Here is a 12,443-nt window from a genome sequence, read left to right as displayed (position 1 = left end):
GCCATCAGACCAGGGCCGGTTCGATCTCGCCTTCGCGCTCCAGCAGCCGCCTGATCTCACGGACCGCCGCCCGGCCCGCCCGGTTGGCGCCGATCGTCGAGGCCGAAGGCCCGTATCCGACCAGATGGATGCGGGCGTCACGGACGGCGCGGGTGCCCTCCACCTGAATGCCGCCGCCCGGCTCGCGCAGCCGCAGTGGTGCGAGGTGGTCGATCGCCGCGCGGAAACCGGTCGCCCAGAGGATCACATCCGCCTCCACCGTCCGCCCGTCGTCCCAGGCGGCCCCGGTCGGAGTGATCCGGTCGAACATCGGCAGCCGGTCCAGAACCCCGTCCGCGCCGGCGCGGCGTACGGCGTCGTTGACCGGCAGCCCGGTGACGGAGACCACGCTCATCGGCGGCAGTCCGCGCCGAACCCGCTCCTCCACCATGGCCACCGCCGCCCGGCCGGCACCCTCGTCGAACGGCCCCTCGCGGAAGACGGGCGGCCGGCGCGTCACCCAGGTCGTGTCCGCTGCCACCTCCGCGATCTCCATCAGATGCTGCGTCCCCGAGGCGCCACCGCCCACCACGATCACGCGCTGCCCGGTGAACTCCTCGGGCCCCGGGTAGTTCACGGTGTGCAACTGCCGCCCGCGGAAGGTCTCCTGGCCGGGGTAGCGCGGCCAGAACGGACGGTCCCAGGTGCCCGTCGCATTGATCAGCGCCCGCGCCGACCAGCTCCCCTCCGAGGTCTCGACGAGCAGCCGCCCGTCCTCGCCCTCGCGCACCGCCGTGACATCGACGGGCCGGTGGACCTTCAGGTCGAAGCGCTCCTCGTACGCCGAGAAGTACTCGCCGATCACCGCGGAGGAGGGCCGCCCGTCATCGGCTCCGGTCAGCTCCATGCCAGGCAGAGCATGCATGCCGTGCACCTTGCCGTACGTCAGCGAGGACCAGCGGAACTGCCAGGCTCCGCCGGTCCGCGGGGCATGGTCGAGCACCACAAAATCGCGGTCCGGCTCCAGTCCGGCGCGTCGCAGATGGTAGGCGCCGGACAGTCCCGCCTGTCCGGCGCCGATGACGACCACGTCCACGTCTCGCACCCCGAAGTTGTTCACGGTTCTACCAACCGCGCCGGGGTCGTGGATCTTCCCGCTCCGCTCAGCGGAAATCGGAGGGGTCAGAGGAAGTTGACCCCCTGGGCCAGTGGCAGGCTGTCCGAGTAGTTCACCGTGTTGGTGGCCCGGCGCATATAAGCCTTCCAGGCGTCCGAGCCGGACTCGCGGCCGCCGCCGGTCTCCTTCTCCCCGCCGAATGCTCCGCCGATCTCCGCACCGGACGTGCCGATGTTGACATTGGCGATACCGCAGTCGGAGCCGTCGGCGGCCAGGAAGCGCTCCGCCTCCCGCTGGTCCTGCGTGAAGATGCTGGAGGACAGGCCCTGCGGGACCCCGTTCTGCAGCGCGACCGCCTCCTCCAGCGTCCGGTAGCTGAGCACATACAGAATCGGCGCGAAGGTCTCCCGGCGGACTACGGCGGTCTGCGCGGGCATCCGTACGACCGCGGGCCGTACATACGCCGCCTCCGGCGCCTGCTCCGCCAGCTGTCGGTCGCCGCCGGTCAGAATCTTCCCGCCGTCGGCCTCGGCCGCCGCCAGCGCCTCGGTCATACCCCGGTGCGCCGTGCCGGAGATCAGCGGGCCCACCAGGGTGGTCTCCTGGAACGGGTCGCCGACAGGCAGCTGGCCGTAGGCGTGGACGATCTTCTCCACCAACTGGTCCGCGATGTCCTCGTGGACGATCAGGCGGCGCAGGCTGGTGCAGCGCTGGCCCGCGGTGCCCGCGGCGGAGAAGACGATCCCGCGCACGGCGAGGTCGAGATCGGCCGACGGAGTGACGATCGCCGCGTTGTTCCCGCCCAGCTCGAGCAGACAGCGGCCGAATCGGGTGGCCACACGCGGGGCGACCTCCCGTCCCATACGGACCGATCCCGTCGCGCTCACCAGGGCCACCCGTGCGTCGTCGACCAGCCGCTCACCCGCCTCGCGCCCGCCGAGCAGCAGCCGGTGCACACCCGCGGGCGCACCGGTGTCGGCGGCGGCGCGGGCGAGCAGGGCGTCGCAGGCGAGGGCGGTCAGCGGGGTCAGCTCCGAGGGCTTCCAGACGACCGTGTCGCCGCAGACCAGCGCGAGCGCGGTGTTCCACGACCAGACGGCGACCGGGAAGTTGAAGGCGGAGATCACACCGACAACACCCAGCGGGTGCCAGTTCTCCGAGAGCCGGTGACCCGGCCGTTCGGAGGCCATGGTCCGGCCGTACAGCTGACGCGAGAGCCCGACCGCGAACTCACAGATGTCGATCATTTCCTGTACTTCGCCGAGCGCCTCGGAACGGATCTTGCCGGCCTCGATGGTGACGAGGTCCGCCAGGTGCTCCTTGTGCTCGGTCAGCAGCTCGCCCAGCCGTTTGACCAGCGCGCCACGCTGCGGCGCGGGAACGGTACGCCACTGCCTGAACGCCTCCTCGGCCACGCCGATCTCCGCGTCGGCCTGCTCGGGCGGCGTGGCGGGCAGTGTGAAGAGAGCCTCGCCGGTCAGCGGTGTGCGGGCGACGAGATCGCCACCGCCCGGGGGAAGTTGCGCACCGCAGTGGAGCAGGCTCTGCTTCGCCCGGGTGCGCAGGGAGTCGTTGTCGGGGAGCGTGATGCTGTTGGTGGTCAAGATGTGTCCTTGGAGAGTCCGAGGGCCCGGCGGGCCTGCCGAAGTGAGCTGTCCTGCTGAGCGGCGTAGAGGCCGAAGGGGTCGTGGACGGGGCGCTCCAGTACGCCGGAGAGCCACTGCCGGTCGTAGTGGGCGCCGGTGGCGGTGGTGTCCCGGGTGCCCTCGTCGGTGAGGTTCGACTGGAAGATGCCGGCGGCAGACGCGGGCAGGAAGTCTTCGTAGACGATGGGGTGGGCGCTCACCCAGCCCCCGTCGAGGAGGCCTGCGACATCCTCCGGCGGGCGGCGGCCGTCGCCGGGCCGGCCTGCTTCCGGCTCGTAGCGGAAGAACGCCTTTTTCCGGACGGCCAGTTGGTGTTCGGTACGCGGGAAGCGGCCGGCCCAGACCTCGGCCGGTTCGCCGATCAGCTCGTCGTAGAGCGCGCGGCCCGACCGGGTGAGCGCGATGCCGCGCGCCTCGACCTCGCCGAACCGGACCCGCAGGGAACCGGCGGCGACACTGCCGTCGGGTTCACGGAAGCGGCGGGGCTCGGCCAGGGCCCGGAACGACGTCTGGCGCAGCAGCACGTCAGGGCCGTCCCAGCGCGGCGGGCCCTGAATCCGGTCGATCATCGTGATGCCGCGGTCCGCCATCCGCCGGTAGAGCTCGTCGATGTCGAGGACGCGGGGGGTGAGGTGGTTGATATGGGTGCTGGTGACGCCGCCGATGTCGGCGGCGACGGCGGAGATCCGCTCCAGCTCCGCGTACCAGGCGCGGTCCACGGGCTGTGATGACAGCTCGAAGGCGGCGACCGCCAGAGTCAGGAATTGCTCTGCCGCTGCCTCGTCGAGGCCCTGCTCCCGCTCGGCCCGCGCGGCCAGGTCGAGGAGTTCCGGCGGGAACAGCTCGCGCCGGCCGAGGAAGGACTCCAGCCGGGCCTCGAGTCCGGCGTCGAAGAAGCGCCGGTCGGCCGTGGTGAGCATGGAGGTGAAGACCCGGAAGGGGTTGCGTTCCAGCTCCTCGGCCTCGATGGGCCTGAAGGCGGTGGACACGACAGGGACGGCGCTGGCCGCGGCTTCGCGCAGATCGTAGAAGCCCACCGGCTCCATGCCCAGCGCGGCAAAGACCTGGGCGGCCTGGCGCATCTCGCGCGCGGTACCGACCCGGATGGCGCCGTGCCGCTCCGCCGTGACCCGCTCGATGCCGCCGAGCCGTCCCGTATCGCCGCCCTTGCTGATCACCTCGTCGTTGACCTGTGCCGACACCTCCAGAAGCGTCGTGTACGCGGGGACTTCCGTGCCGTACATGTCGGAGAGACGGCGGGCGAACGCGGCGCGCAGCCGCCAGACGGGAATCATGCGGTCCTCCTTACCTTCCGGTGTACTGCGGGATCAGATGATGTGGGCCTCGGGGCGGACGGCCGCGGCGTGTCCCTCGAAGCGGGTCGCGGCGAGCGGCCCGACATCGATGAACGGCGTCCTGTCGAGGTAGAGGTCACGGACGATCTCGCCGACCGCGGGCGCCTGCAGAAAGCCGTGCCCGGAGAATCCGGTGGCATACAGAAAGCCGTTCACCTCGCCCGCCCGGCCGATCAGGGCGTTGCGGTCCGGAGTCATCTCGTACAGCCCCGCCCAGCCGCTCCGGACCTGAAGGCCGGCCAGTGCAGGTGCCCGCCGGGTCGCCGCCTCGCGGAAGGGCTCCAGCCACTCCTGGCTGAACTCGCGCCCGAATCCCGGCTCCTGGCGCGGGTCGGACAGCCCGAGGACCAGCCCGCCCGCTCCGTCGTTGTGGAAGTAGAGCGTGGAGTCGAAGTCGAGGGTGAAGGGGACCCTCGGCGGCGCGGGACTCAGCGGCCCGGTCAGCGCGATCTGCCGGCGCAGCGGGGTGACGGGCAGCTCCACACCGGCCATCGCGCCGACGGCCGCTGACCAGGGACCCGCGGCGCAGACCACCGTCGACGTGCGCACCGTCCCCGACGTCGTACGCACCGCCCGCACCCGCCCGCCGCCGACATCGATGCCGGTGACGGTGCAGTGCGTACGGAGGGTCGCGCCGAGGCGTCGGGCGGCGCGCAGATAGCCGTGCACGGCCGCCTTCGGCAGCGCATAACCGTCGTCGGGGGAGTACGCGGCGGCGACGACGGAATGCGGATCCACGTAGGGGCACAGCTCGTGCGCCTCGCGGGGCGTGATGATCCTGCTGCGGACACCGAGCTCGTTCTGTACGTCGACGGCCTGCTGGAACGTCGCCACCTCGGCCTCGCTGCCGAGGAGGAAGAGATAGCCGACGCTCTCGATGCCGATGTCGGCCCCGGGGCGGGTGGTGAAGGCCCGCCAGGCCTCCAGACTGCGCTGCCCCAGCCTGATGTTGAGCGGATCCGAGAACTGGGCGCGAATCCCGCCGATCGGCTTGCCCGACGAGCCCGACGCCGGTTCGTCGCGCTCCAGAACCAGGACGTCCCGCACCCCGGCCTCTGCCAGATGGAAGGCGATGCTCGCCCCGACGACGCCACCGCCGACGATGACGACCTCAGCGCTGTGAACCATGAATAGAGCCGTCCCGTCTGCTCGACACATCGCGGTGGATCGCGGCATGAGGCGGAGTCCGTGCGGTGACAGCCATGGTGGACGTCACCGACTCTTCGCGTCCATTGACAGTTTCAGCAGTCGATCTTTTAGATCCTCTCCATGGAACTGGGTGGAGTACATCTGCGCGCACTGGCCGAACTCGACCGCTGCGGCACCATGACGGCGGCCGCTGCGGCCCTCGGCTACACCCCTGGCGCGATCTCCCAGCAGATCGCCCAGCTGGAGCGGACCGCGGGCGCGCAGCTGATACGGAGAGTCGGGCGACGGGTCGAGCTCACGGACGCCGGGCACACGCTGGTCGTCCACGCAGGCCGCATACTGCGGGCCCAGGCCGAGGCGGCGGCCGCCATCGAGCGCACCCGTACGGAGATCTCGGCGCGGCTGCGGCTCGGCGTGTTCGGCACAGCGGCAGCGGCCTTCCTTCCGCCCGCCCTGCGCTGGCTCGGCGAACACCACCCGGGGGTCGAGGTGGTGAGCCAGGAGGTGGATGTCGACCAGGCCCACGCGGAGGTCTCCGCCGGTCGGGTGGACCTGGCGCTCGGACTCGACTATCCGGACGCTCCGCTCGCCCGGGACGAGACCTCTGAGCTGGTACGACTCCACTCGGAGCGCTTCACAGTGGCTGTGCCGGCCGATCAGGCGCCGCCCGACGCGACGTCCTGGCGGCTGACCCAGCTGGCCGGCCGGGACTGGATCCTGCCCGCGCCCCATACGTACTACGGACGTGCGGTGCGTACGGCCTGCCGCCGGTCCGGATTCGAACCGCGCGTCGCCCATGAGGTCACCGACACCGCGACCTCCCTGGCCATGGTCGGGGCGGGTCTCGGCGTGGCGCCGCTGACCGGGCTGATGCTGAGGCTGCGCTCGGAGGGCATCGCCTCGGTGCCCCTCGACGACCTGGTCGAGCGACATGTCGTGGTGGCCGTACGCGCCGCCTCGCGGGGGCGGCCGTCGGTGGAGGTGCTCATCGAGGCACTGCGGCGGGCGGCGACGGCTGAGCCCTGACGCCGTGCGCGACGACACCCGGTCACCGCGCCTTCGTATGTGCGCTGTCGAACGAGGTCCCGCGCGAGTGCGTCCTCGGTCCGGGCATCGGCGATCTTGCCGAATGGACGAGAAGATGGACCCATGCCCGGACAGTTCACCACCAGGATCCTGACCATCACCACCGGCTCCGTCGAGACGGTGACCGATCTGACCCACGCCTGCGAACAATTCCTCCAGGAGACCGCGAGCGGCCGGGACGGCCTGCTCAACATCTTCGTCCCGCATGCGACGGCGGGCGTCGCGGTCATCGAGACCGGCGCGGGCAGCGACGACGATCTGCTCGCCGCGCTGCACACCCTGCTGCCGGCAGACGACCGCTGGCAGCACCGGCACGGCAGCCCGGGCCACGGCAGGGACCACGTACTGCCCGCCTTGGTGCCGCCGCACGCCACGCTGCCGGTGATCGGCGGCCGGCTGGAGCTCGGCACCTGGCAGTCGGTCTGCCTGGTGGACACCAACAAAGACAATGCCAACCGTCAAGTGCGGTTGACTTTCCTTGGGTAGCAGTCGCGAGCGCGACCGTACCCGGCATCCCCGACCCCACCAAGTGGCGTTCTTGTCTGCGGCTCAGCAGATTCTTCGTCTGCTGGTGGTACAGGAACCGCACCGCGGCTGACCAGTTGAATCGACTGTCCTGAGACTTTTGGCCAGCGGAGTGGTCCGGGAAGCGCGGACCTCAGCCCGGATGCCGACGCCGCAGCTCACACACCACCGCCTCGGCTTCCGCCGCGATCCGGTGCGGATACGAGACTGGCCGATGCTCAGGGCCTGTCACCAGGCAATGTGGGCCATGCGTGGACCAGCGGGGCCGCGGGACAGCGGCGTCCTGCCCGAGATGCGCGAAGGACGACGCCTCACGAACGCACGTGGCTGGCGGCTGCTCCTCGGCTGCTGCAAAGCGCAGCGCCTGTTGCTGCTCGCCGGTCTGTGGCCTGCACCTGGCGCCGGAGAGCGATGACACACGAAGGCCGGCCTCAGGCGGCACACGGCTGCTGCTCGTGCGGAGCATGGTCTGCTCGGCGACCCTGGAGGCATGAAACGCCGGACCCCTAAGCGAGCCTCGGAGACCCAGGCGGCCACCTCGGCCAAGATCGATTACACCGGCGCCGTCTACGGCTCGCTGCTTGCCGCCTCCGTGGTGGTCGGCGCCGGAACGCTCGGCTCGTTTCCCCGGCTGGAACTCGTTCTGCTGCTGCTGTGCACCGCTGTGGTGTTCTGGGCCGCGCACGTCTTCTCCCGCCTTTTCGGGGCTCGAATGGTGCACCATTTGAGCTGGCAGGACGTCCGCCGTACGTGCGCGGAAGAGCGCCCGATCGTCGAGGCGGCCGTCCCACCGGCCGGTGCCGTGGCCATCAGTCCATTCCTTGGACTGGGCGTTCAGGGGACGGCATGGCTGGCACTCGGGGTCGCCTTGGCCGGGCAGGTCGGCTGGGCGACCGTGGCCGCCAGCCGCGCCGGCGCTTCACGCCGTCTGATGCTGCTCGCCGGTGCCATCAATCTTCTCCTTGGGTTGGTCATCGTGGTTCTCAAGGTCGTGCTTCAGCACTGAGGACCCGCCTTCGCAATCAGCGCGGGTCCACGGCGGTATTCCGGCCGCGGACCCGCAGCGGCGTGCGGAAGTGAGACTTCCCGCAGATGGCCGCGCGGGCGGTGGAATCCCACTGGCTCAGTCAAGCGCCGCCGCGCTCGGATCCCTGAGTACGAGTTTGGAAGATCGCGGAACCGGTCGTGGGCCGACCAGGGGATCCGCTCACCAGGGCGTCTCTGGCGCCCTCACCGGAGTTCCTCGGTGTTGCCCCTCCGGGCACCGCCCGATCGGGCACGGGGGCTGCCTGGCGCCGCTACGGCAATGCAAAACTGCCCGAGACCGAGAGCCCTGGCAGTGAGCACCATGAGACGGAAAGGTCAGCGGCACAGTTCGTTACCTGCTTCTCACCGTTTTCAGACGCCAGTGCGAGCTGCCTCAAACATCGAGCAGACCGATGGCGACATCGCTGTTTCCCTTCGTCGCGTTGCGTGATGCCGTGGCGGCGCTCAGAGGGTCGGGAAGAGCACCGCGAAGAAGAGCCACAGCAGCACGGCCCAGAAGACCGCCGCCGCCAGCGACACGAGCAGTGAGCTGCGCCACCTCAGCACCAGGAACGGGAAGAGCACCAGGGCCGCCCGAAGACCGGCCACGTCGATCGACATGCGGGCGGCCTGGCCAAGGGTTCCCGCGCGCCCCGCGGCGATACGGCGCAGCAGCCGCTGGGAGACGAAACCGTACAGGCCGAAGACGATCGGGAAGAGCCACAGCGGGGTGATCGTGACCAGTTCGGACTCGGAGAACTCATTGAACATGACCAGGTAGACGAGGGCGGTGCCCAGCACACCGGCCATCAGCGCGGTCACGTAGAGGGCGGTCAGGGCGGTCGGCTCCGCCGCACCGGCCGGCGCGGGATCGGGCGCGAGCACGGGCGAGGCGTATGGAACATCGGCCGACGGGGCCCGGACCACTTGGTGGCAGTGGGGGCAACGGACGTCCTGCTCGGCGCGGTCGGCCGGAGCCGAGATCAGGTGCCCGCACGAGCCGTGGAATTCCACTTGCTGACGCTGGTTCATGCGTTGCCTTCCCTGTACCGCACCCATATTGCTCGACGCCGGTGACGCGTCGGACGACCGAAACAGCTCCGACCTAAGGGAGAAGAACGCCAGAGAGCATCCAGCCTGCCCCGACGCACGGCTCGTGGAGCGATCTTCACAGCGGCGAGCCTCCCCGGCATCCGGGAAACTGCGTACTCGCACACGTAGTCGCGCGGACCCGTGGCCGGTACGGCTGGGCGAAGAGTCCGCGGTTGCCGTTCCGAGACGGCTTTGGAGGGTCGACCCCCATCTCTGTGCCGGCTCAGCCGTCATGTACTCCGCCCCCGCGCCGTGTTCATGCTGAGCGATGCCTACGCCCGGGTGGTCCGCCCGTCCGCCTAAGCTGCCGTCCGGCACCGGCCTCGACCCAGGAGCGCGCATCATGTACGACCCCGCCCAGAAGCCCCCGTATCCCGACGCCCTGCGATCGGACGAGGCACCCGCACCGCACGCACTGCTCGCGCCGGTGATCGGGCTGCTGGGTACCTGGGCCGGCCGGGGCCGGGGCGGATATCCGACGCTCGACGAGGAGTTCACGTACGCGCAGGAGGTCACCTTCAGCCACGACGGGCGGCCCTTTCTCCACTACGAGGCGCGCGCCTGGCTGCTCGGCGCGGACGGTTCCCCGCTGCGGCCGTCGGCCCGGGAGAGCGGCTGGTGGCGGCTCCAACCTGATGGACGTGTGGAGGCATTGATCACCCAGCCCACCGGCATCGCGGAGATCCTGGTCGGCAGCGCCGACGCCGGCACGGTCGACCTCACCACCCACGAGGTGGCTCTCACTCCCACGGCCAAGCAGGTGAACGCCACCCGCCGCCGCTACACCGTGACGGACGAGGACACGCTCGCCTTCGTCCATGACCTCGCGGCGGTCGGTCAACCCCTGCAGCACCACCTTTCGGCACGGCTTCGACGGAACCCCTGACCAGGCGTCAGGCGTGCGGTGCTCGCGGTTCGATCCGGAAGTCGCAGGCGAGCGTGTGCCCACGCCGTTGCGCAGGGCCGACACCGAGGCGACCGCGACCACCGCGCCCCGGGCGGCATCGGACGCCGCCGCGATCTCCCGGAGCATGGCGGCCTGCTTCTTCGTCAACGCGTACTTGGCGCCCCGCACTCCACTCGACTTGCCGCAGGTGGATGGCCAAGACAGAGCGAGGCGGCGGCGGGTCCGGTCTCGTCCCACGTGCGGGTTCCTCTAACCGGTGCTGAGCTCACCGAGGTCGGCTGTTGGCGTAGGTGGCACACCTGCGACGAGCGGTCACGGTGTATCGGCCGTGACGCCCATTTGACGCTCCTGGCGCCCAGGAGCGCGCTCCCGACGGGTCGAGAAACCACACCTGACCTGCTGTTTTCCTGGATCACGCCGCTCCAACGTGATTCCGATGACGCATCATGTGGAGCGTCCGTGCTCAGGTACCTTGACGGTTGCCCCAACGGAGTTTGGCGGACACCAACCGCGACAACCCGGACCGTCAAGTGCGGTTGAGTTTCCTTGGGTGATGTGTCTCCCTTTGGGAGGGAGCTGGCTTTGAGCCGACAGGCTTACGGCCGGGGTTGGGGAACCGCCGCTCTCTTCTTGGGAACAGCGGCTTGTGAACCGTCACGACGGCGGTGGAGCTGGGCCGCGAGGTGCCGCTGGAGCTCGGTCTCGGCTTCGCGATCCGCGAGGGCGGCCGGATGGTCCGGGCGGTGACCTCGGTCGGCTGACGGCGCGGGTGCCCGCCTCCTTCGGGATACGGGCGCCCGCTCGTACGGCTGTCAGTTAGGTGCGCGAGCTTGATCGCACAGCGGGTCGTGTGTGGGGGAGTTGGCTTCGAGGTGTCGAGGCGTGACCGATGAGCATCAGAGTGGGTTGAGGCGGGCCTTGAGCAGGCAGAACTCATTACCTTCGGGGTCGACCAGGACATGCCACTGCTCCTGCCCTGTCTGGCCGATGTCGGCCGGGCGCGCACCGAGTTTCAGAAGGCGTTCGAGCTCGGCGTCCTGATCGCGGTCGGTGGCGTTGACGTCGATGTGCAGCCGGGATTTCCCCTGCTCCGGCTCATCCCTGCGACTGAGGATGATCGTCGGCTGCGGACCTCCGAACCCTTCGCGCGGCCCGATCTCCAGCGAGCCGTCGTCCTCGCGATCGAGCACGACGAAGTCCAGGACCTCGCACCAGAACCGCGCCAGCACCTCAGGGTCGCGGCAACCGAGCACGAGCTCACTGATACGACATGCCATCGACGAAACCTGCTCTCATCCTGGGAACTGCCGGGGAGACCACACGCGAACCTCATGGGCTCCCCGCAGTGAAAACAATCCCGTGATCGTAACCGGACGAGGCGAGCACCGGCGAAGTGATTTCAGGGCCGACCTTGTCCGGGCAGCCGGGCAAGGCCGTTGGCCATGCAGTAGGGAAGCTGACTCTGAGACACGACCTGGGAAGCCGCCGTCTTCCACCAGTGCCGAGCTGCCGACGTACATCTCGGCGACGGACGACTTCGATGACGTGGGCGCGACCCAGTTCGGTCCGAACGGTCCCCAGCGCAGGATTGACCTCTGCCGCAGGAAACAGCCGTCCGGGCGAGGCCTTCCCGGGGAAACCTCGGCATGGAGTGCTTGGGTCACACAACCGCTGCCTGCCCCAACTTGCCCGATGCCTGTGGTGGTTGATGCGGCTCTCGACGGCGTTGCGCGGGGTACTGGTGCGTAGACGTTGGTCGAGGCGACCACCGGGATGACGGACGACGGGGGTGGCGCTCGGTGACCTGTCGGCGGGGGCGGCGTCCACGGAGCTGCGACCTGGCTATCAGCGCCAGGGCGACACCGATAAGTGGAGCCGGGCCGCGGGCCGAGGACTGCATACGCGTCCTCCCAACCGAAGCGAAACCGAAACGGTTATCGCTTGGATTATCGCCCGATCGCTTCACGCTCTCCACTGGAGTGGAATGGGGTAAAGGGTCTGGACGACGGAGACCGATGAATCACGGTTGCCGAGGCGGTCCTCACTTCGTACGCAGTCAAACAAGGTCGCCGAAGGGCGGCATCCTTGAAAGGGACGCAGCCGTGGATGATGACGACACGCAGATCCGGGTGCTGATCGAGCGCTGGGCGGAGGCCGTGCACGCCGGGGATTTGGACGGTGTCCTCGTCGATCACGCCGACGACATCGTGATGTTCGATGTGCCGCCACAAAAAGACGGAGTCCGGGGCATAGACCTCTACCGGGAGACGTGGCCGCCGTTCTTCGAATGGCAGCGGCAAGGTGCTTCGTTCGAGATCGTCTCGATCGACATCACGGCGGGCGACGATGTCGCCTTCGCGCACGCACTGCTGCGCTGCGGAACTCAGAAGGAGCTGCGAGAAGACCCCGAAAACCGGCTACGCCTGACGGTCGGGCTGCGCAAGGAACGCGGACGCTGGGTTGTGGCGCACGAACACCATTCATTCCCGAGCATGGACTGACGGGGCAATCTGTCGCCATGGAGCGCATCGCCGCCGAGCCTGTTCCCTGCGCCGGTTCAC

The 12,443-nt window shown here is 69.4% G+C and carries 11 protein-coding genes; 5 read left to right on the top strand and 6 right to left on the bottom strand.

The window, feature by feature from the left end; translation table 11 throughout:
• Nucleotides 1-4: 4 nt before the first annotated feature.
• The 4 genes from AB0D12_RS22175 to AB0D12_RS22160 form a co-directional block, all read right to left on the bottom strand.
• Nucleotides 5-1,099, bottom strand: a complete 1,095-nt coding sequence (locus tag AB0D12_RS22175; RefSeq protein ID WP_362685413.1) for an NAD(P)-binding domain-containing protein — start codon at nucleotides 1,097-1,099, stop codon at nucleotides 5-7.
• Nucleotides 1,100-1,161: 62 nt separating this feature from the next.
• A complete protein-coding gene (locus AB0D12_RS22170; protein WP_362685410.1) occupies nucleotides 1,162-2,700 on the bottom strand; it encodes an aldehyde dehydrogenase family protein in 1,539 nt (512 codons plus the stop codon).
• Entirely contained in the window at nucleotides 2,697-4,037 is a 1,341-nt protein-coding gene (locus AB0D12_RS22165; protein ID WP_362685407.1) for a VOC family protein, read from the bottom strand. Before AB0D12_RS22165 ends, AB0D12_RS22170 begins: the two co-directional genes overlap by 4 nt.
• 33 nt (nucleotides 4,038-4,070) lie before the next feature.
• On the bottom strand, nucleotides 4,071-5,225 hold the full coding sequence (locus AB0D12_RS22160; RefSeq protein ID WP_362685404.1) for an FAD-binding oxidoreductase: 1,155 nt from the start codon (nucleotides 5,223-5,225) through the stop codon (nucleotides 4,071-4,073).
• 141 nt (nucleotides 5,226-5,366) lie between these two features.
• Here AB0D12_RS22160 and AB0D12_RS22155 point away from each other — a divergent pair, with 141 nt between their 5' ends.
• From AB0D12_RS22155 to AB0D12_RS22145, 3 genes are all read left to right on the top strand, one after another.
• On the top strand, nucleotides 5,367-6,272 hold the full coding sequence (locus tag AB0D12_RS22155) for a LysR family transcriptional regulator (protein WP_362685401.1): 906 nt from the start codon (nucleotides 5,367-5,369) through the stop codon (nucleotides 6,270-6,272).
• Nucleotides 6,273-6,395: 123 nt separating this feature from the next.
• Complete coding sequence (locus AB0D12_RS22150) at nucleotides 6,396-6,818, top strand: secondary thiamine-phosphate synthase enzyme YjbQ (RefSeq protein WP_362685398.1); 423 nt, start codon at nucleotides 6,396-6,398, stop codon at nucleotides 6,816-6,818.
• A gap of 529 nt (nucleotides 6,819-7,347) precedes the next feature.
• The gene (locus AB0D12_RS22145; RefSeq protein WP_362685395.1) at nucleotides 7,348-7,863 is read left to right on the top strand and encodes a hypothetical protein; all 516 of its coding nucleotides are present in this window, start codon (nucleotides 7,348-7,350) and stop codon (nucleotides 7,861-7,863) included.
• 485 nt (nucleotides 7,864-8,348) lie between these two features.
• Here AB0D12_RS22145 and AB0D12_RS22140 read toward each other — a convergent pair whose 3' ends face one another.
• Nucleotides 8,349-8,915, bottom strand: a complete 567-nt coding sequence (locus tag AB0D12_RS22140; RefSeq protein ID WP_362685392.1) for a hypothetical protein — start codon at nucleotides 8,913-8,915, stop codon at nucleotides 8,349-8,351.
• A gap of 403 nt (nucleotides 8,916-9,318) precedes the next feature.
• Between AB0D12_RS22140 and AB0D12_RS22135 the strand changes: the two genes are divergently transcribed.
• Nucleotides 9,319-9,861, top strand: a complete 543-nt coding sequence (locus AB0D12_RS22135; RefSeq protein WP_362685389.1) for an FABP family protein — start codon at nucleotides 9,319-9,321, stop codon at nucleotides 9,859-9,861.
• A 917-nt stretch (nucleotides 9,862-10,778) separates the two neighbouring features.
• On the opposite strand, the gene AB0D12_RS22130 is transcribed toward AB0D12_RS22135, so the two are convergent.
• The gene (locus tag AB0D12_RS22130) at nucleotides 10,779-11,159 is read right to left on the bottom strand and encodes a VOC family protein (protein WP_362685386.1); all 381 of its coding nucleotides are present in this window, start codon (nucleotides 11,157-11,159) and stop codon (nucleotides 10,779-10,781) included.
• A gap of 825 nt (nucleotides 11,160-11,984) precedes the next feature.
• Between AB0D12_RS22130 and AB0D12_RS22125 the strand changes: the two genes are divergently transcribed.
• Nucleotides 11,985-12,383: an SgcJ/EcaC family oxidoreductase gene (locus AB0D12_RS22125; RefSeq protein ID WP_362685383.1), complete on the top strand. Its 399-nt coding sequence runs from the start codon at nucleotides 11,985-11,987 to the stop codon at nucleotides 12,381-12,383.
• Nucleotides 12,384-12,443: the final 60 nt, after the last annotated feature.

Origin of the sequence: Streptomyces sp. NPDC048479 (genome assembly GCF_040651435.1) — a bacterium.
Taxonomy (GTDB): Bacteria; Actinomycetota; Actinomycetes; order Streptomycetales; family Streptomycetaceae; genus Streptomyces.
The sequence above is the reverse complement of the archived record's forward strand: the minus strand, read 5'-3'. Positions and strand labels throughout refer to the sequence as shown.